Annotated in this window: 17 protein-coding genes; 9 read left to right on the top strand and 8 right to left on the bottom strand. The window is 51.1% G+C overall.

The window, feature by feature from the left end:
- Positions 1-266: 266 nt before the first annotated feature.
- On the bottom strand, positions 267-1,778 hold the full coding sequence (locus IBX50_RS09565) for a Ppx/GppA phosphatase family protein (RefSeq protein WP_292255378.1): 1,512 nt from the start codon (positions 1,776-1,778) through the stop codon (positions 267-269).
- A gap of 153 nt (positions 1,779-1,931) precedes the next feature.
- Between IBX50_RS09565 and trxA the strand changes: the two genes are divergently transcribed.
- The 5 genes from trxA to folM all read left to right on the top strand — a co-directional run bounded on the left by trxA (position 1,932) and on the right by folM (position 6,909).
- Complete coding sequence (trxA, locus tag IBX50_RS09560; RefSeq protein WP_292255377.1) at positions 1,932-2,258, top strand: thioredoxin TrxA; 327 nt, start codon at positions 1,932-1,934, stop codon at positions 2,256-2,258.
- Between the two features lie 319 nt (positions 2,259-2,577).
- Positions 2,578-3,837, top strand: coding sequence for a transcription termination factor Rho (gene rho / locus IBX50_RS09555; RefSeq protein WP_292255376.1), 1,260 nt, complete (start codon positions 2,578-2,580; stop codon positions 3,835-3,837).
- A 120-nt stretch (positions 3,838-3,957) separates the two neighbouring features.
- Positions 3,958-5,427, top strand: coding sequence for a 4-hydroxy-3-polyprenylbenzoate decarboxylase (gene ubiD, locus IBX50_RS09550; protein WP_292255374.1), 1,470 nt, complete (start codon positions 3,958-3,960; stop codon positions 5,425-5,427).
- Positions 5,428-5,457: 30 nt separating this feature from the next.
- On the top strand, positions 5,458-6,177 hold the full coding sequence (locus IBX50_RS09545) for an FAD-binding oxidoreductase (RefSeq protein ID WP_292255372.1): 720 nt from the start codon (positions 5,458-5,460) through the stop codon (positions 6,175-6,177).
- A 3-nt stretch (positions 6,178-6,180) separates the two neighbouring features.
- Positions 6,181-6,909: a dihydromonapterin reductase gene (folM, locus tag IBX50_RS09540; protein WP_292255371.1), complete on the top strand. Its 729-nt coding sequence runs from the start codon at positions 6,181-6,183 to the stop codon at positions 6,907-6,909.
- Here folM and IBX50_RS09535 read toward each other — a convergent pair.
- Positions 6,881-7,597: a TraX family protein gene (locus IBX50_RS09535; RefSeq protein ID WP_292255369.1), complete on the bottom strand. Its 717-nt coding sequence runs from the start codon at positions 7,595-7,597 to the stop codon at positions 6,881-6,883. The two genes, folM and IBX50_RS09535, sit on opposite strands and share 29 nt — an antisense overlap.
- A gap of 129 nt (positions 7,598-7,726) precedes the next feature.
- Here IBX50_RS09535 and IBX50_RS09530 point away from each other — a divergent pair, with 129 nt between their 5' ends.
- A complete protein-coding gene (locus IBX50_RS09530; protein ID WP_292255368.1) occupies positions 7,727-8,425 on the top strand; it encodes a methyl-accepting chemotaxis protein in 699 nt (232 codons plus the stop codon).
- 72 nt (positions 8,426-8,497) lie between these two features.
- Here IBX50_RS09530 and pepN read toward each other — a convergent pair whose 3' ends face one another.
- Positions 8,498-11,158, bottom strand: coding sequence for an aminopeptidase N (gene pepN / locus IBX50_RS09525; protein ID WP_292255367.1), 2,661 nt, complete (start codon positions 11,156-11,158; stop codon positions 8,498-8,500).
- Positions 11,159-11,259: 101 nt separating this feature from the next.
- Here pepN and IBX50_RS09520 point away from each other — a divergent pair, with 101 nt between their 5' ends.
- A complete protein-coding gene (locus tag IBX50_RS09520) occupies positions 11,260-12,189 on the top strand; it encodes an exopolyphosphatase (RefSeq protein ID WP_292255365.1) in 930 nt (309 codons plus the stop codon).
- A 25-nt stretch (positions 12,190-12,214) separates the two neighbouring features.
- Here the strand turns inward: IBX50_RS09520 and IBX50_RS09515 are convergent, their stop codons facing one another.
- Positions 12,215-12,580 carry a hypothetical protein gene (locus tag IBX50_RS09515; protein ID WP_292255364.1) on the bottom strand — a complete coding sequence of 122 codons (366 nt, stop codon included), beginning with the start codon at positions 12,578-12,580 and terminating at the stop codon, positions 12,215-12,217.
- 213 nt (positions 12,581-12,793) lie between these two features.
- Between IBX50_RS09515 and IBX50_RS09510 the strand changes: the two genes are divergently transcribed.
- A complete protein-coding gene (locus IBX50_RS09510) occupies positions 12,794-13,555 on the top strand; it encodes a response regulator (protein ID WP_292255362.1) in 762 nt (253 codons plus the stop codon).
- Complete coding sequence (locus IBX50_RS09505; RefSeq protein WP_292255361.1) at positions 13,552-14,940, top strand: ATP-binding protein; 1,389 nt, start codon at positions 13,552-13,554, stop codon at positions 14,938-14,940. The genes IBX50_RS09510 and IBX50_RS09505 overlap by 4 nt, the downstream gene beginning before the upstream one ends.
- A gap of 70 nt (positions 14,941-15,010) precedes the next feature.
- On the opposite strand, the gene IBX50_RS09500 is transcribed toward IBX50_RS09505, so the two are convergent.
- From IBX50_RS09500 to ilvD, 4 genes are all read right to left on the bottom strand, one after another.
- Positions 15,011-15,640, bottom strand: coding sequence for a hypothetical protein (locus IBX50_RS09500; protein ID WP_292255359.1), 630 nt, complete (start codon positions 15,638-15,640; stop codon positions 15,011-15,013).
- A 362-nt stretch (positions 15,641-16,002) separates the two neighbouring features.
- A complete protein-coding gene (gene rnk, locus IBX50_RS09495) occupies positions 16,003-16,419 on the bottom strand; it encodes a nucleoside diphosphate kinase regulator (RefSeq protein ID WP_292255356.1) in 417 nt (138 codons plus the stop codon).
- A 102-nt stretch (positions 16,420-16,521) separates the two neighbouring features.
- The gene (locus tag IBX50_RS09490) at positions 16,522-17,211 is read right to left on the bottom strand and encodes an MliC family protein (protein ID WP_292255353.1); all 690 of its coding nucleotides are present in this window, start codon (positions 17,209-17,211) and stop codon (positions 16,522-16,524) included.
- The gene (gene ilvD / locus IBX50_RS09485; RefSeq protein WP_292255352.1) at positions 17,189-19,024 is read right to left on the bottom strand and encodes a dihydroxy-acid dehydratase; all 1,836 of its coding nucleotides are present in this window, start codon (positions 19,022-19,024) and stop codon (positions 17,189-17,191) included. Before ilvD ends, IBX50_RS09490 begins: the two co-directional genes overlap by 23 nt.
- Between the last annotated feature and the right edge of the window lie 31 nt (positions 19,025-19,055).

The raw sequence follows: 19,055 nt of genomic DNA, 5'->3' as shown, positions 1-19,055 counted from the left end.
AGAAACATTGCCCACCACAATCAAACCGGAGCGATTGACTAGCTCTCGGCTGAATCCTTCCCCGCACTAAAAGTACGGGGCTTGTCGCGCATTTTGGTCACACTTAAATCAGGCGTTGCCGAAGAAGTTGTTTGATAAACTGGGACTGATATCGCTGATGGATGGTTACCGTCAGCTCAAATGTACCGCATGAACCGCCGTGGTACGGAACCGTACGCCCGGTGGTGTGAGAGGACGGGGGAGGTAACTCCCCCTCCTACTCGATTCTAGCTGAATGTTAGCTCAAATCCAGCTGCGGCCTGCCAGTTGGCTTCCTGTTCCAGATCGGCCTTCAGCAGTGGCTGATGTTCCAGCCAGCCTTCAGCAAAATGCAGGTTAAGGGTTTCGCGGGTGGTGGAATTGTTGATCTCCAGCCGAAAATCCAGCAACGGGGTTTCCGGGCGGCTGTGGTGTAACAATACCGCCAGACGCAACAAACGCGCCAGACGTTGTAACTTCAGTTGATCATCTGGTGCAAACACCTTGAATTCAGCTACTGGGAATTTACGGCGATGAGCACGAATCAACACCGCCAGCATTTGTTGCTGCAGGCGGGTAAAACCGGCCAGATCGGCATAACGCATCAGGTAAGCACCGTGTTTATGGTACTGGGTATGAGCGACACTCAAGCCAATCTCATGCAGTTTGGCTGCCCACTCCAGCTTGCTGCTCCACTTGGGTGCAGCCAGACCCCAGATCTCAGCGGCTTGATTCAGTGCATGTAATGCCGCAGTGGTCACCATGCCCGACTGTCCCGGATCAACCTGAAAACGCTCCAGCAAGGAACGCACCGTGCGTTCGCGGATATCTTCATCGGTGCCGTTTCCCAGCAGTTCATAAAGCACCCCTTCTCGCAGTGCACCGGCAGAATAGTGCATTTCTGCAATACCCAGTGCTTCAAAAAACGCCGAGGTGATGGCAAGACCTGCAGGAATAACCGGCACTCGATCCGGGCGTATGCCGTAAACTGTCCAGTGTTGTGCTGATCCAGCGAGAAGAAGATCTTTTTCCAGCTCCAGCAGGGCGGCGGGAGTAATGGGTGCAAATTCACCTTTACCAATAATCATCGACAGGGCTTTTAAAGTACCGGAACTGCCTTGCGCCTGAGTCCAGCCCAGTTTGCGAAAGGGCTGCTGAATATGCAACAACTCACTGAGTGCCGCCATGCGTGCTCTATGAAAACGCCTTTCGGTGATTTCCGAACCATTAAAATAACGGTTGGCATAACTGACGCAACCCATGTGCAGGCTTTCGAGCAGCAGGGGCTCCCGCCCTTCTCCGATAATAAACTCGGTACTGCCACCGCCGATATCCACTACCAGACGATGACCTTCAGCATTGGGATTGGTGTTGACCACACCGGTATAAATAAGACGGGCTTCTTCCCGTCCTGCAATAATTTCTATTGGAAAACCCAGAATGGCTTCAGCACGGCTAATGAACTCTGAAGCATTGTGAGCCGCTCGCAAGGCGTTGGTGGCGACTATCCGTACCTGATTTTCAGTCATGCCCTGCAAAAAAGGCGACATAAGCCGAAGGCAATCCAACCCTCGTTGTTGTGCTGATTCATGCAGCCAGTTGTTTTCATCCAGGCCGGCGGCCAGCTGCACCTTTTCGCCCATCTGCCTGAGCAAGCTCAGTTCACCCTTGATTTTACGAGCCAGCAATAGATGAAAACTGTTGGAGCCAAGATCCAGAGCGGCCAGCAGAGCGCCTTCAGGAGGCTGTTCTTGAAGCATAAAATGATCCATCAGCAAGATTGAGTAATAGAATGTGGCAAAGATAGCATCAAAAGTATGAAGATTATATTTTTCAGTCTTTAGGTGAGCTTTGGACGGTGCTATGATACTCGACATTGAATTGACTAGTTCGCCCCTAATGGAGAGTAGAAGATGAGTTCCAATATCCTCAACACCAGTGATGCCAACTTCGAAGATGATGTTGTTAAGTCGGAGTTGCCTGTGCTGGTTGACTACTGGGCTGAGTGGTGTGGCCCTTGCAAGATGATTGCCCCAGTTCTGGAAGAAGTGGCCAGTGAGTATGAGGGTCGCCTGACCGTTTGCAAACTGAACATTGATGAAAACACCGACACCCCGGCCAAATTCGGCATTCGCGGCATTCCCACACTGATGCTGTTCAAAGGTGGCGAGATTGCGGCAACCAAGGTAGGCGCCCTATCTAAATCTCAACTGACTGCCTTTGTAGACAGTAATCTCTGATATTGGAGCCTGCTCAAAACCTCGCGTAAAACACGGATTAAAGTCTTGCGCGTGGGTTCAGTATCAGGCAAGATAGCGCTGCTTGGTGCAGTTAAAGCAACATTTGCACCAGCTTTTACTGTTTGCCTTTCCGCATCACCTCGCAAGCTGCGACTGTTACGGAATGCCGGCCTGCCCCAAATGCTTCAACAGCAACCAATCAGAAAGAGCAATCAGCAGTAACAAGCTCAGTCTCTTATTCTTGTGTGCAAGCCCGGTAACGCATTTACACTCCGCCTTAACGGACATTACCTCTGGCAAGATCACCAATATAAAACCCATGAATCTGACCGAACTCAAGCAGAAATCCGTTCCCGAATTAATGGACATCGCCAACGAGATGGGCATTGAGCACGTTGCCCGTACTCGTAAACAGGACATCATCTTTGGCATTCTCAAGCGTCATGCCAAAAGCGGTGAAGACATCTACGGTGATGGTGTGCTGGAAATATTGCAGGATGGCTTTGGTTTTCTGCGTTCCGCAGACTCTTCCTACCTGGCTGGCCCTGATGATATCTATGTTTCTCCCAGCCAGATCCGCCGATTTAACCTGCGCAAAGGCGACAGCATTTCCGGTAAAATCCGGCCACCCAAAGAAGGTGAACGCTATTTTGCCCTGCTGAAAGTTGACTCCATCAACTTTGATCGCCCTGATAACGCCAAACACAAAATCCTTTTTGAAAACCTGACCCCCCTCTTTCCTGATCAGCGTATGGTCATGGAAGTGGGCAATGGTTCCAGCGAAGACCTCACTGCGCGAATCATTGACCTGGTTTCTCCAATTGGTAAAGGGCAGCGCGGCCTGATTGTTTCACCACCCAAGGCCGGTAAAACCATGATGCTGCAGAACGTGGCCAACTCCATCAAACGCAACAATCCAGAATGCCATCTGATTGTGCTGCTGATTGATGAACGCCCGGAAGAGGTCACCGAAATGCAGCGCACCGTGCGTGGCGAAGTGGTTGCTTCCACCTTTGATGAGCCACCGGCACGTCACGTTCAGGTGGCTGAAATGGTGATCGAAAAAGCCAAGCGTCTGGTTGAGCACAAGCTGGATGTCATCATCCTGCTCGACTCCATCACTCGCCTGGCTCGTGCCTACAACACCGTGGTGCCCAGTTCCGGCAAGGTACTGACTGGTGGTGTTGATGCCCATGCACTGGAAAAACCCAAGCGCTTTTTTGGTGCCGCACGTAACATCGAAGAAGGCGGTAGCCTGACCATCATTGCCACGGCACTGGTGGATACTGGTTCCAAGATGGATGAAGTGATCTTTGAAGAATTCAAGGGCACCGGCAACATGGAAGTGCACCTGGATCGCAAAGTGGCGGAAAAACGCATCTATCCAGCCATCAACATCCGTCGTTCCGGTACCCGTCGTGAAGACCTGCTGGCTACCGAAGAAGAGCTGCAGCGTATGTGGATTTTGCGCAAACTGCTCAACCCGATGGAAGATGTTGCTGCTACTGAATTCCTGGTCGACCGTCTGAAAGACACCAAGACCAACATGGAGTTCTTTGAGGCAATGAAGCGGAAGTAATCGCTGTATTCGTAGACTCATGCTGCTGAGCAGGCACCAGCCCCGTAAGGCACGCTGGGAGAGAATTTAAGGCAAGCCCGAAAGGCTTGCCTTTTGCACACCAAGAGGTCTGAAATCCCGATGATTTACAAGGATTTGCGTGACTTTATCAGCCAGCTGGAAGCCCGTGGCCTGTTAAAGCGGGTGACTCAGGAAGTTGATCCCTATCTCGAAATGACTGAAATCGCCGATCGCACCCTGCGTGCGGGTGGCCCTGCGATCCTGTTCGAAAATCCCAAAGGCCACAAGATGCCGGTGCTGGCCAACCTGTTTGGTACTACCGAACGAGTGGCGCTGGGTATGGGAGCCGAATCCACCGACGCCCTGCGTGAAATCGGTAAACTACTGGCCTTTCTTAAAGAACCTGATCCACCCAAGGGTTTAAAAGATGCCTGGGAAAAACTGCCGATTTTCAAGAAAGTCCTGACCATGAACCCCAAGGTGCTGAGTAAAGCACCCTGTCAGGAAGTGGTGCTGGAAGGTGATGCAGTGGATTTATATCAACTGCCCATCATGCACTGCTGGCCGGGTGATGCTGCACCCCTGGTCACCTGGCCGCTGGTGATCACCCAGAATCAGAAAAAAGGCCGTGAAAACCTGGGTATCTACCGCCAGCAGTTGATCGGTAAAAACAAACTGATCATGCGCTGGCTGGCACATCGTGGTGGCGCACTGGATTACCAGAAGTTCTGCCGTGAAAACCCCGGCCAGCGTTTCCCTGTGTGTGTAGCACTGGGTGCAGATCCAGCCACTATTCTGGGTGCCGTGACTCCGGTGCCGGATACCCTGTCTGAATACGCCTTTGCCGGGTTGTTACGTGGCACCAAAACTGAACTGGTAAAATCCATCGGTTATGACCTGCGCGTACCGGCATCAGCAGAAATTGTGCTGGAAGGTTATATCGAACCCGGCGAAACCGCACAGGAAGGACCATTTGGTGACCACACGGGTTATTACAATGAAGTGGATCACTTTCCGGTCTTTACCGTGGAGCGTATTACCCGCCGCAAAGATGCCCTCTATCATTCCACCTATACCGGACGACCACCGGATGAACCGGCCATTTTAGGTGTAGCACTGAACGAAGTGTTTGTACCGATCCTGCAAAAGCAGTTCCCGGAAATCACCGATTTCTACCTGCCGCCGGAAGGTTGTTCTTACCGTATGGCAGTGGTGACTATCAAAAAGCAGTACCCAGGCCATGCCAAGCGGGTGATGCTGGGTGTCTGGAGCTTTCTGCGGCAATTTATGTACACCAAGTTTGTCATAGTCACTGATGATGATGTGAATGCCCGTGACTGGAAGGATGTGATCTGGGCGATTACCACCCGCATGGACCCGGCGCGGGATACGGTATTAATCGAAAACACCCCCATTGATTATCTGGATTTTGCCTCCCCGGTATCCGGGTTAGGCTCCAAGATGGGGATGGACGCCACCAACAAGTGGCCGGGTGAAACCCATCGTGAATGGGGTACCGCCATTACCATGACGGATGAAGTAAAAAATCGTGTTGATTCTATCTGGGATCAACTGGGACTGGATTCCTGAAGTCAATATCTGAACTAAAAAGGGCAAAGGATGAAGCAAGCAATCTATGCTGCACAAGTAAACAGTGTGGAACGTCTGGGGCATGACGTGGATCGGGTGTTTCTACAATTGGATCACCCGGTGGTTTTTGCTGCCGGACAATACCTCGAAATCGAAGTGACCCCGGACAGCTGGTCGGCTTTTTCCATTGCCTGCGCCCCCGGCTCCAGTCAGTTGGAACTCCATATTCAGTACTTACCTGGGCGGGAAAAATCCGAACAGCTTTTTGCCCGCCTGCATCCGGGCAACACCTTGAACCTGCGTTTGCCCGCCGGTAAATGTTTTTTGCAAGGTGCTGATCGTCCCTTGATGCTGGTGGCTGCCGGAACCGGATTTGCCCAGATCAAGGCGATGATCGAAGCCCTGTGGCAACAAAACTGGCAATCACCCGTGACTTTTTACTGGGCCTCCAAGAACCGTATTGGTTTGTATGATCTGGAGCTGGCAGAAAGCTGGGCAAAACAACATAACAATTTCCATCTGATTCCGTTGCTCGAACTGGCTGATGCCCAGTGGACAGGCAGAGTTGGCAGAATTACCGATGTACTGGCGGCCGACTTTGCGGCAGCGGACTCAGCTGCGAAGGTGCAGGGGTACATCAGTGGTTCTCCCGCCATGGTGTACGTGGTTGAAGATCTGCTGATCAGTCGTGGTATGTTGCCCGGTGCCCTGCAGAGTGATGTTCATGCTTATGCCCCCAGGAACCTATAACCTATGTCCAGCCCAGCAGTTCTGATTACCGGTGCAGCCCAGCGTGGTGGTTTGCACCTGGCAAAACACCTGTTGCAACAGGGGCAAGCGGTGATTTTTACTTACCGCAGCCATAAAGCGGGTGTGGATGAACTGATTGCGCTGGGTGGTATTGCCTTGCCCGCAGACTTTGCCACGGATGCAGGGATTTTTGCGCTGATTGCTGCTGTAAAACAGCAGACATCCACACTCCGCGCCATCATCCACAATGCATCTGACTGGGCTGTTGATGCTGAACAACCCGAAGCTGCCGCTGCGTTGTTTCGACAGATGTTTCAGGTGCACCAGCAGGCTCCCTTTCTAATCAATCTTGGGCTGCAGCCTTTGCTGCTGGCTGGCGCAGAACACAGTGGGCAGATGACGGATATTATTCATATCACCGATGATGTGGTGCGACGGGGTTCTGATCACCATGCCGCTTATGTTGCCAGCAAAGCAGCTCTGGAAAACCTGACGCTCTCTTTTGCCAGTCGTTTTGCACCACAAATTAAGGTGAATGCCATTTCACCGGCATTGCTGGCTTTTAATGAAGGGGATGATGCCACTTACCGCAGCAAAACCCTGGCTAAATCCCCTCTGGGGGTTGAACCGGGATTCACGGTGCTGGCCAGCACCGTGGATTATCTGTTGCAGCAACCCTATATGACGGGTGCCATCCTGCCACTTAATGGCGGACGGCATGTGAAAGCATAACAATCAACAACAAATGCCCCGGATAAAACCCCAGCCACAACCAGCGTGGCAAGGTGGGTAATGCTTGGCTGAATGCCTGAATTTTGCTGGACTGGTTGGCCATCAGCAGCAGCAACCCCAGGGCTAACAGTGTGCTGAGTGTGGGTAAGCCGCTGGTGTTTAAACCGATACCCAGCCAGCCACATAACAACAGACTGGTGATTAATAAACCAGGACGATGAACTTGTGTTGGGTCAGAGGCATAAAAAAACAACAGCAATACCGGTACTAACAGTATGCCGGTCATACCATAGTCCACCCAGGGAGCCACCAGCCAGGCACCCAATCCTGCAGCAACCAAAGCCAGCAACCATCGAGTGTTTAGCCAGAGTGGGGTTTGTGCTGAAGATGAGTAGAGTGCTGTTTTAAGCAACCAACCGACTGATAATCCTGCTGCCAGCGTAAAACAGACATTTAATGCCAGGTAAGTCATGGGCAGGCCTATCATCAGTGCATAAAATGGCTGAGCCAGCAGTGCAATCAGCAGAATACGCAGGGTGTAACGTCCTGGATTTTGGCTGTTAAAAAGTAAATGCCAGGCCAGCATTGCAGCAAATAAAGGAAAGGCCGCTCGCCCCAGCGTCGCTGCCAGCCAGTAATAATCCATGTTACCGGGTTGTAAATAACGGGCAAGGTGATCTGCACTCATGCTAATCAGTGCTAACCACTGTGCCGGTCTGATCCAGCTGTTATCAGGCTGTTTCGGGATTGCTGTTATCACGGGATAAGTGTACATTCAGTCACAGATTTAACTCTCACTTGAGAAGGTCCTTTTGCCATGAGTTCAGAAGAATACCAGCAGGATTTGGATTATAACGCTGCTGATGATACAGCCATGATTTATGAAAGTATTGCCAACCGGATGAATGGTTTTCTTTATCGCTGCCGCAGCGATAAGAATTTTACCATGGTCAATATTGCCGGCGCGGTCAAAAAAGTGACAGGTTATTCAGAAAAAGACCTGCTGGGTAATCAGCGTCTTTCTTATATGTCATTGATTCATCAGGATGATACAGCTCGGCTGGATGCTGCTATTGAGCAGGCCATCAAGAGCAAAACCAACTGGAATGTAGATTATCGTATCAAACGTGCTGATGGAACAGTGCAATGGGTGAATGAGCACGGCGGTGCAGTGCTGGATAACCAGGGCGAAGCGGCCTATCTGGAAGGCATCATTGCCGATATCAATGATCGCAAAGCACAAGAAGGTGAGCGTCGTAAAAAAATGGAAGATGTGGGTGGTACCAGTAACCAGATCATCAGCCAGACTCAGAAGATTCTGCAGGTTCTGAAAACTCTGAAAATGCTCAGTCTGAATGCCAGTATCGAAGCAGCTCGTGCCGGTGAAGCCGGACGTGGTTTTGCGGTAGTGGCCGATCAGGTGAAAGAACTGGCCGATGAAACCGGCAAATCGGCTCAATCCATCACTCAGTTGATGGGTGAGCTGGAAGCCAAGCTAGCAGAAGCCAGCGAGTAAAAGATAAAAAGGGGGTGCTCAGCACCCCTTGTTGTATTAATCTCTTTAGCAAAATCTGCGCAAACCCTTCCGTTACTCCAGGGCTTTTTTGATGATCTCAAACAAATCTGGACTGAGTTTTTCTTTGCGAATTCGCTCCAGCTCATTTTTCATCAGCCCCTTGCGGTAATCATCCATTCGCTGAAAGCGTGTCAGCGGGATCACCAGCCGGGCTGCAATCTGGGGATTCATACGGTTGAGTTCGATCACCTTGTCGGCTAGCAGTTGGTAACCGGCGGCATCACGGCGATGAAAGTTATGGCGATTCTGATTCACAAACGCGCCGATCACAGCACGCACCTTGTTGGGGTTTTTCATCGAAAAAGCTGGGTGTTGTAGTAGCTGTACCACACGATCCAGCGCATCGGGATGGGGACGAGTGACCTGAGCGCTGAACCAGCTATCCATCACCAGTGGGTCATGTGCCCACTGCAGGGCAAAAGATTTAAGTGCCGGATCACCCGTGGCAATATCCTCGGCATGAGCCAGGCAGATCAATGCCGCCAGTTGATCCGTCATATTATCGGCCTGCTCAAACTGTTGTTGTGCCAGTTGCAGCGCCCTTGGCTCATCCGTGGCAACCAGCCAGTGCAGACAGGTGTTTTTCAGGCGACGAGCGGCCACTTCTGTTGCATCAGCCGACCAACTGTTGCCGGTGGTAAAACGCTGATGGATGGCAAGAAACTGCGAATAAAGAGCGGTCGACAGGGTTTTGCGGGCATAGTCTCTGGCGAGGTGAATAGCATCCACATCCACACAGTCATACTGTTCTGCAATATAAGCCTCGGATGGTAATTGCAGCATTTCGGCCAGAATCGCCGGGTCTGTGATTGGTGAGTCCAGCAGGTGGTGATAAGCTTCAATCAGCGCTGCGTCCAGCTCCATCGGTTGGCTTTGTTGCTGTTGTTTAATCAATGACTGAATGGCAAGTAATGCCAGTCGCTGACCGGCATCCCAGCGATTAAAACCATCACTGTCATGGATCATCAGAAAGGCCAGCTGTTCACGGCTGTACGGGAAACTCATACGCACAGGTGCAGAAAAACCACGCAACAAAGAAGGCACCGGTTCACTGTTCAGGTGATGGAAGGTATAACTGGCCTCCTCTTCTCCGAGTTGGATAACCCGCTCCGTTCCCCACAACTCACCGTTTACTTCCATCGGTAGATCCTGACCGGAAGGGCCAACCAGACCAATTTTGATCGGAATCAGCAAGGGCTGTTTGGTGGCCTGACCGGGAGTGGCGGGGGTGTGTTGTTTCAGGGTCAGAGTGTAGGTTGCGGCTGCAGCGTCATATACCCCGGATGCATCGACTCGCGGAGTACCTGCCTGACTGTACCAGAGCATAAAACGGCTCAGATCCAAACCGGAAACCTCGGCCATACAGGCCACAAAATCTTCTACCGTGACGGCTTGTCCATCAAAACGCTCAAAATACAGATCAGCGCCCCGGCGAAAGGTTTTTTGGCCGAGTAGTTCAGCCAGCATCCGCACCACTTCAGCACCTTTTTCATAAATGGTCAGGGTATAAAAGTTGTTGATTTCGATATAACTGTCTGGGCGAACCGGGTGAGCGGTGGGGCCAGCATCTTCGGCAAACTGTGCCGTGCGTAACATACTGACTTGTTGAATCCGCTCCACTGCAGCAGAGTTTAAATCAGCACTGAACTGTTGATCACGAAAGACTGTAAAACCTTCTTTCAGTGACAGCTGGAACCAATCCCGGCAGGTGACACGGTTACCTGACCAGTTGTGAAAATACTCATGTGCTACCACACTTTCAACCCGGTGAAAGGCCATATCTGTTTCACTGCGGTGGTCAGCCAGCACACAGGAGGAGTTAAAAATGTTCAGCCCCTTGTTTTCCATGGCACCCATGTTGAAATCATTCACCGCCACAATCATGTAGATATCCAGATCATATTCACGGCCATAAGCTTCTTCATCCCAACGCATCGCCGCCTGCAGAGAACGTAGGGCATGGTCACACTTATGCAGGTTTTCTTTTTCCACCCAGATTTCCAGTGCCACTGTCCGGCCACTGCTGGTGGTATAGGTGTCCTTGACTGGATGCAGATCACCAGCAACCAGTGCAAAAAGATAACAGGGCTTGGGGAAGGGATCTTCCCAGCTGACAAAATGCTGACCGTTTTCCAGCTCACCCCGTGCGATAGGATTACCGTTGGACAACAACACCGGAAAGCGTGTTTTATCTGCCTCAATACGTGTGGTGAAACGCGCCAGCACATCGGGGCGATCAGGATAAAAAGTGATACGGCGGAACCCTTCCGCCTCACACTGGGTACAGAAATTGCCACTGGATAAATACAGGCCTTCCAGCGCGGTATTACTGGCCGGATCAATTTCAACTTCACTGTTCAGTATGAATTGCTCCGGTATTCCGGTCAGCGTGAGGTGTTCTTCAGTTAGCTGGTAATCCTCTGTGCTTAACACTCGGTCATCCAGCTTTAATAAAAGTAGCTTTAAATCCTGGCCTTGCAGCACCAGGGGTGCGTTTTTATCCGGATGAGCGGGATTACGCTGTAACTGCAGACGAGCCAGAACCCTGGTATGGTGATCACTCAGTTTAAAACACAAATCCACCTGGCTGACCAGAAAGGCCGGTGGTAGATAATCCTTGAGGTGGATGGCTTCCGGTGAGTGATTGGCAACGGTGTTGAGCGCTTGGTTCATGATGGAAAAACCCCTGATATCACTTTAGAAATGCTGACAAGAATGCTATTTTTAACCCAGTGTAACTTAATCGATTCAATATTTTTACCGGGAGTGTCTTTATGTCAGAAAAATACCGTCTGGTGACCCGCAGTGACTTTGATGGCCTGGTTTGTGCGGCCTTGTTGAAACATCTGGATCTGATTGATGATATCCAGTTTGTGCACCCGAAGGATATGCAGGACGGCAAGATTGAAATTGGTTCGCAGGACATCACCACTAACCTGCCTTATGTTCCCGGCTGTTATCTGGCGTTTGACCACCACCTGAGTGAAACCCTGCGTAATGAAAACCGCGCAGAAAACCACATCATTGATGCTGAAGCGCCCTCTGCAGCCAGAGTGGTGTGGCAGTACTACGGTGGACATACAGCCTTCCCGGAACGCTGGGATGACATGATGGAAGCGGTGGACAAGGGGGATGCTGCCCAGTTCAACGAAGATGAAGTATTAAACCCGGAAGGCTGGGTACTGCTGAACTTCATCATGGATGCTCGCACCGGGTTGGGTCGCTTCCGTGATTTCCGTATTTCCAACTACCAGTTAATGATGCAGCTGATTGATTATTGCCGTGATCACAGCATTGATGACATCCTGAAACTGCCTGATGTCAAAGAGCGTACCGACCTGTACTTTGAGCACGACAGCAAAGCACGTCAGCAAATTCAGAAATGTGCCAAGGTGTATGACAATCTGGTGGTGCTGGATCTTCGTGATGAAGAAACCATTTATGCCACCAACCGCTTTACCCTTTATGCCCTCTACCCAAAAACCAATATCTCGATTCATGTGTTGTGGGGCCTTAAGCAGCAGAACACAGTGTTTGCGGTGGGTAAATCCATCCTCAACCGCAGCTCCAACACCAATGTGGGTGAGTTGTGTCTGGATTATGGTGGTGGTGGTCACCTGAATGCCGGCACCTGCCAGGTCGAAAATGAACAGGCAGAAGCGGCATTACAGGCAATCATTACACGAATCAATGCTGACGGCTGATTAACTTCTCAGCACCAAAACAGGATCAGGATGCAGGCATGGCACCCTTACGGTGCTGGTGCCTGGATTCCGGTCTGCCACTTTCAGTGACTTGGTAACTTTGAACCGTTTCACCCGTGGCACTTTTGATGGTAATCAGATATCCGCCTTCATTCACAGGCGTGACCTCAGCGGTTGCACCTGTGCCTACCCTTCTTAAGGCCTGAGCTTGAGCCAGCACTTCAATTTCCTGCAAGGTCAGAGGATCTTGCTGTTGCTGCTGCATCTGGGCACGATCCCGGTGACCAGCAAATTTGCCACCACGCTCACAGTTGTTTTCAGTAGCAGCAGTGGCGGCTATCGGCAATAACAAAGCCAGGCTGAGTGTCAGCAGAGTTAGTTTTTTCATCATCTTTCTCCTTGCGGGTTTTCCCCATTGGTGTGATGCCGCGCCTGAATATCAGGAGGCAGTGACACCATTTAAGCCTGCGAATGTCGCAAAAGAATCTCTGTAACCAGGAGAAGTGTCGCAAAGTCTGTCAGAACCCCATTCTGAGATGATTTGTGACGTTATTCCCTTGCTGCTGTTTGTATACTGTGGATTCAATCGATCTGGAGTGAGCTGATGAATTCGATTCCCCATATTCTGGTAGTGGATGATCACCGAGATATCCGTGAACTGCTGGCACGTTACTTAAAAGAGCAAGGGCTGAGAGTCAGTCTGGCTGCCTCGGGTGAAGAGCTGCGCCGCATAGTAAAAACCCAACTGCCGGATCTGGTGCTGCTGGACATCATGATGCCGGGTGAAGATGGTCTGAGTCTGTGTCGCTTTCTGCGCGAGCATCACCCTGCCCTGCCGGTGATTCTGGTGACCGCCCGGGGTGAAGACATGGATCGGATACTGGGGCTGGAAATTGGTGCGGATGATTATGTCAGCAAACCTTTTAATCCAAGGGAGCTGCTGGCACGCATCAAGGCGGTATTAAGGCGCAGTCAAACCCTGCCGGAAACCAGAGAACCGGAAGAAGGTAAAAAACTCGGCTTTGCTGACTGGGTGCTGGATACTGACCGGCGCTCACTGTTTGTTCAGAACCCCCAAAATACCGGCTTGCTGGAAGTGGCCTTGTCCACAGCAGAGTTCCGCCTGTTGATGGTGTTTTTGCGTCATCCTCGACGGGTGCTAAGTCGTGATCAACTGCTGGATTTAACTGCCGGGCGTGAAGCTCAGGCTTTTGATCGCGCCATAGATAATCAGGTCAGTCGTTTGCGCAGAAAAATTGAACAGGACAGCAAAAACCCACTACTGATCAAAACCGTCTGGGGTGGTGGTTACCAGTTCAACGCGGATGTTGTGGATGTTGCAGGCACTTATGGAGTTGATGAATGAAGGGTTTACGCCGCCTGTGGCCGGGAGGTCTAGCCGGGCAACTGATTCTACTGATTCTGCTGGCGCTGCTGGTTGGTCAGCTGATCAGCTTCTGGATTCTGGCAGATGAACGGCGTGAGCGTTTGCACGAAGCTAACCTGCGGCAGGTTTCACAGAAGCTGATCACCACCTATGAGCTGGTCAGAGAACTACCTGAATCCGCCCGTTTGCAGTTGTTGTTGGCCGTATCAACTCCGGGACAAAATTTCAGTCTGGATGAACAACCGCTGGTGACACCCGACAGCAGTACCCTAACCTCAAGATTGCATCAGCGCCTGATGATGGCGCTACCAGAACCCCGCCCTGAGGCTGCTTTCCGTTTTATATCTCCCAATCATCCAGCTTGTGATACACCGGAGGAGGCCAATCGTCCGGGTCGGGAAGAACGGCGGCGCAACTGGCACTTGTGTCAGCCGCGTCTGGAAGCCAGCCTGAAACTGGCTAGTGACCGCTGGCTAAACCTGCAGGTGGTCACTCCTGAACATCCCACTCCTTGGTCAGGCCGTATCTGGATCAGCCTGCTGGTCACTGCACTACTGGTTGCTCTGGTGGTTATCCTTTCTGTTCGGAATCTGGTCAAACCCTTAAAATCCCTGACAGAAGCTGCTCGCCGTTTTGCCCGTGGAGAGAGTCAACCGGTTGTAGAACAGGGGCCGAAAGATTTACAGCAGGTTATTCATGCCTTCAACCAGATGCAACAGCAGGTGGGGCAACAGCTGGAGGAACGAGCCAGGCTGCTGGCGGCTCTGTCGCATGATCTGCGCACTCCACTGACTCACATGCGCCTGCGGGTAGAATTATTGCCAGACAGTGAAGATAAACAACGGCTGCTGGATAGCCTGTTGGATATGCAGCAGTTAGCAGAAACTACGCTGGATTTTGTGCGGGGCAGCAGCTCTGAAAAACCATCTGACTTTGATCTGGGTGCTTTGATTCAGAGCCTGTGTGATGATTATGCCGATCAGGGACAGGCGGTGTATTTTAACCTGACTGACATTGCCTGCTTGTATCGAGGACGCAGTCAGGCCATCAAGCGTGCCCTGCAGAACTTGATAGATAACGCCTTAAAATATGGCAAGAGTGCGGAAGTGACACTGGATCAGCAGCATGCCCATGCCTGTATCCGTATTGTGGATGAAGGGCCGGGAATTCCGGCAACAGAGCTGGATCGAGTTTTTGAACCCTTCTATCGAATTGAAAACTCCCGCTCACAGGAAACCGGAGGCAGTGGTCTGGGTTTGTCCATTGCTCGCAATCTGATGCAAAGAGAAGGTGGCCGTCTGGAATTAAAAGCGCGCACCGATGGTAAACAAGGATTGCAGGTGGAGCTGCTGCTGCCGGTTTGATAGAGATGGGTCTTCAAAATCAAAAGAGCCGGAGTAACCGGCTCAATCAATGAGATATTTGAAAGGAAGCTTAAAAAGTGTAGCGGTAAGCTAACGTAGTCATGCTGGCATCATCATAAAGTTTAAAGTCACCATAAAAGCCGTGTCCTTTACCACCTAAATGTAAACCGATTCGGAATACCGATCCAGACTCATCAAGTGCAAGATGCTGCCATGCTACGTCTACTGCAGCTACAGGCGAAAAACTATGGCGAATACCCGCCTCAATTCCAAAACCGTCATCATCAATTTCAGCGCAGAATCCATAAATACATGCTTCATATGTCCTGCCAACGATAAAGCCTTTGCCTACAAACTGTGTTGATGCATCCTGGCTTAAAGGAAAAAGAAAGCCAGCGCCTAAATACATATCAAAGAAGCTGAGCTCAGTGTTGTAGCCAGAGTTATTAACACTGTAGGTATCAAGGAAAATAAATGCTTGATCATTTGGTTGCCATGAGGCGGAAAGGTTGATGCCAGAGAGTCCTTCATAAACTACTGTGCTGTTGCGCAAATCAAGCTGAATATCTTCATCAAAATTCATGACTGCAATGCCGACTTGAAGATAGGTGAATTCACGTGAACTTGTTTCTTGTGCGTACAGACAGTTTGCTACCAATAATGAGGCTAGGATTGCTAGGGTGTTTACTGATCTACTCATCTACTCTTTCCTTTTCCTTGATGATTAAATTTAATGTGCCGGTCAAAAATCACATAAACAGTACGCTAAATTTACTTTTTATGGAATAACCTTGTCCTAGAACAAGCTGAAAAGCCGGATTTGACCAAAAACTGCTGGTTGACCATTTTATACCTTGACAAAAGCTCCAACCAAAAGGTTAGAGCTATATTGTCAGTATGTGCGAGATGGCTGAGCCTTTGTGTGGGCTTTGGACTTAGAAGCCGTAATGAAGAGCAGCTATGAAAGCAAGGCCACCATCAAAAGGGGGGCTTGATCCGAGAGTGACAGCTGTTTGTTCAGGCGACGGTTCACTGTGAAAGTAAATCAACTTTATGTGCCATTCAGCGAAACAGCTCACCAGCGGCTTCTGGCTGGTGCAGGATTTCTTCGACCATCAGCGCTGCATCTTTACCGTTTGGCAACTGCCAGTGAACTTCCTGACCAACACGAGCACCCAGCAGTGCAGCACCCAGTGGTGCCAGTACCGATAACTGATCTGTGGCTTCAGGGTTCAGGTTGTGGGGATATACCAGCTCTTTTTCCAACTGTACATCCGCTTTTAAATCACGAAAACGCACACGGCTGTGCATACTGACCAGATCGGACGGAATGTCTTTTGGGTCAGCAACGTCCGCATTTTCAAGGCGCTCAACCAGTGCTTCAGCAACCGGCATTTTGGCATATTCGGGTTTTTCGAGCAGACGCTCCAAACGGGCGTGATCCAGCTCATTCATCAACAGGTGTAATTTGGCAACCATAGTTTTCACCCCAAAAAAGGTTTTTACCTCATAAAAACAGACACCCCCGCAACAAAGGTTGCAGGGGTGTAAAGGAATCAATTTGTACGGCTAGATTAGCCTTTAAAAACTCTGACCGCAACCCCGGTATTCCTGATTTTGATATTCAACCCGAACACGATGCGGAAAAGGCTCCCCGCTACCCACTTCGATACACAAGACATTATCCACTTGATAACGCATCAGGCGATTCTGATCATCCATAGCCTCATAACGCCGTTCGATCATATCCTGGTGTACCTGTTTAACACCTTTGAACTGGACACTGCGAGTCCCGAAGTTTTGCAACAACACCGCCTTGCCATTTTGCCGAACTTCCAGCGTCCAGCGGGGGTTGTGTCCGGTGGCACGCAGCGTCAGTGCTTCCGGTGAATGGTCGGTACCGGGAATATAAAATACGTCCAGCTCTCCTGCAGTTCCACTTTGTTCCAGCTGGCAACGCAGCCAGGTTTTCTGCGGGGTTTCAACCCTGGCTCTGTTGCCCTGATTCCAGAAACTACTGCCTTGTTCATCCCGATACAAACTACCGGAAGCAGCCCGTGCCTGAGTTAACAACAACCATTCATCCGATTGTGGCAGCTGCAGCCAAAGGGCTTGACCTAGCTGCCGAGTTTCCATGATATCCGTGCCATCACAAACCCAGATGCTGGCCTGCTGGGCTTCCTCAAAACGTGGATTACTGCTGCAACCTGTCAGCAGCCAGGCTGCTGACAGGAGGTATAACAGGGGTTTAATCCAGTTTGCTGAGATCACGAACTGCACCCTTGTCAGCCGAGGTGGCCAGCATGGCATAAGCCTTGAGTGCCGCAGATACTTTGCGCTCACGTGGCTTGGCTGGTTTCCAGCCTTTTTTGTCCTGCTCGGCACGGCGTTTGGCTAATTCTTCATCACTGATTTCCACATCAATACGACGATTAGGAATGTCGATCAGGATGGAGTCACCATTTTGTACCAAACCAATAGCACCACCGGCAGCGGCTTCCGGTGAAGCATGACCTATGGACAAGCCGGAAGTACCACCAGAAAAACGTCCGTCGGTTAACAGGGCGCACAACTTACCCAGCCCTTTGGACTTGATGTAACTGGTTGGGTAAAGCATTTCCTGCATACCGGGGCCACCTTTTGGGCCTTCATAACGCACAATCACTACGTCACCAGCCTTGACCTTGCCTTCCAGTACGTTAGCAACGGCCTCATCCTGAGACTCGGTCACATGGGCTGTGCCTCGGAATACCAGCAGCTCATCTTCTACACCAGCGGTTTTGACCACACAACCGTCTTCAGCCAGATTACCGTAAAGTACTGCCAGACCACCTTCTTTGGAAAAGGCGTGTTCCAGATTGCGGATACAACCGTTTTCACGATCACCATCCAGGGTGTTCCAGCGAGTGGACTGACTAAAGGCGTGCTGCGTGGGAATGCCTGCAGGGCCTGCACGGTAAAACTCCAGCACTTCCGGTGCGGGTTTACGCAGGATATCCCAGGTCTCTAGTGCTTCTGCCAGTGTTTTGCTGTGTACGGTGGGCAGGCTGGTATCCAGCAGACCGGCACGATCCAGCTCACCCAGCAGACCAAAAATGCCACCGGCACGGTGCACGTCTTCGATATGGTATTTTGGGGTGTTGGGTGCGACTTTGCAGAGCTGTGGCACCTTTCTGGATAGCTGATCTATGTCGGTCAGGGTGAAATCGACTTCTGCCTCCTGCGCTAATGCCAGTAGGTGCAGAATGGTGTTGGTCGAGCCACCCATGGCAATATCCAGCGCCATGGCGTTGTAGAAAGCACCCTTGTTGGCAATGGCGCGTGGTAATACCGAATAATCATCCTGCTCGTAGTGGCGCTTGGCCAGCTCAACAATGCGCTGCCCCGCTTCTTCAAACAGGCGGCGGCGATCCAAGTGGGTGGCCAGGGTGGTGCCGTTGCCGGGTAAGGACAAACCCAGAGCTTCGGTCAGGCAGTTCATTGAATTGGCGGTGAACATGCCGGAGCAGGAACCACAGGTTGGGCAGGCGGAGCGTTCGTATTCAGCAACCATTTCATCAGAAGCTGAATCATCAGCAGCAATCACCATGGCATCCACCAGATCCAGACCGTGTTCACTGAGCTTGGTTTTACCGGCCTCCATCGGGCCACCGGATACAAAAATCACCGGAATGTTCAGGCGCATGGCGGCCATCAACATGCCGGGGGTGATCTTGTCACAGTTGGAAATACACACCAGTGCATCCGCACAATGAGCATTCACCATGTATTCCACTGAGTCAGCTATCAAGTCACGGCTGGGCAGGGAATACAACATGCCGTCATGCCCCATCGCAATACCATCATCCACCGCAATGGTATTAAACTCTTTGGCGACACCACCGGCTTTTTCGATCTCACGAGCCACCAGTTGCCCCATATCCTTCAGGTGTACATGCCCCGGCACAAACTGAGTAAAGGAATTGGCCACGGCAATGATTGGTTTCTGAAAGTCGTCATCTTTCATGCCAGTGGCACGCCACAAGGCGCGGGCACCGGCCATATTGCGACCGGCAGTGGTAGTGCGGGAACGGTAAGTGGGCATGGGCAACCTCATCTGAATTCTTGTTGGGATC

The sequence above is a fragment of the Marinospirillum sp. genome (genome assembly GCF_014859565.1).
The sequence above is the reverse complement of the archived record's forward strand: the minus strand, read 5'-3'. Positions and strand labels throughout refer to the sequence as shown.

Excerpts from the sequence above, each read along its gene's own strand:
- IBX50_RS09565 (WP_292255378.1), bottom strand. The coding sequence starts at position 1,778 with ATGCTTCAAGAACAGCCTCCTGAAGGCGCTCTGCTGGCCGCTCTGGAT.
- trxA (WP_292255377.1), top strand. The coding sequence starts at position 1,932 with ATGAGTTCCAATATCCTCAACACCAGTGATGCCAACTTCGAAGATGAT.
- rho (WP_292255376.1), top strand. The coding sequence starts at position 2,578 with ATGAATCTGACCGAACTCAAGCAGAAATCCGTTCCCGAATTAATGGAC.
- ubiD (WP_292255374.1), top strand. The coding sequence starts at position 3,958 with ATGATTTACAAGGATTTGCGTGACTTTATCAGCCAGCTGGAAGCCCGT.
- IBX50_RS09545 (WP_292255372.1), top strand. The coding sequence starts at position 5,458 with ATGAAGCAAGCAATCTATGCTGCACAAGTAAACAGTGTGGAACGTCTG.
- folM (WP_292255371.1), top strand. The coding sequence starts at position 6,181 with ATGTCCAGCCCAGCAGTTCTGATTACCGGTGCAGCCCAGCGTGGTGGT.
- IBX50_RS09535 (WP_292255369.1), bottom strand. The coding sequence starts at position 7,597 with ATGAGTGCAGATCACCTTGCCCGTTATTTACAACCCGGTAACATGGAT.
- IBX50_RS09530 (WP_292255368.1), top strand. The coding sequence starts at position 7,727 with ATGAGTTCAGAAGAATACCAGCAGGATTTGGATTATAACGCTGCTGAT.
- pepN (WP_292255367.1), bottom strand. The coding sequence starts at position 11,158 with ATGAACCAAGCGCTCAACACCGTTGCCAATCACTCACCGGAAGCCATC.
- IBX50_RS09520 (WP_292255365.1), top strand. The coding sequence starts at position 11,260 with ATGTCAGAAAAATACCGTCTGGTGACCCGCAGTGACTTTGATGGCCTG.
- IBX50_RS09515 (WP_292255364.1), bottom strand. The coding sequence starts at position 12,580 with ATGATGAAAAAACTAACTCTGCTGACACTCAGCCTGGCTTTGTTATTG.
- IBX50_RS09510 (WP_292255362.1), top strand. The coding sequence starts at position 12,794 with ATGAATTCGATTCCCCATATTCTGGTAGTGGATGATCACCGAGATATC.
- IBX50_RS09505 (WP_292255361.1), top strand. The coding sequence starts at position 13,552 with ATGAAGGGTTTACGCCGCCTGTGGCCGGGAGGTCTAGCCGGGCAACTG.
- IBX50_RS09500 (WP_292255359.1), bottom strand. The coding sequence starts at position 15,640 with ATGAGTAGATCAGTAAACACCCTAGCAATCCTAGCCTCATTATTGGTA.
- rnk (WP_292255356.1), bottom strand. The coding sequence starts at position 16,419 with ATGGTTGCCAAATTACACCTGTTGATGAATGAGCTGGATCACGCCCGT.
- ilvD (WP_292255352.1), bottom strand. The coding sequence starts at position 19,024 with ATGCCCACTTACCGTTCCCGCACTACCACTGCCGGTCGCAATATGGCC.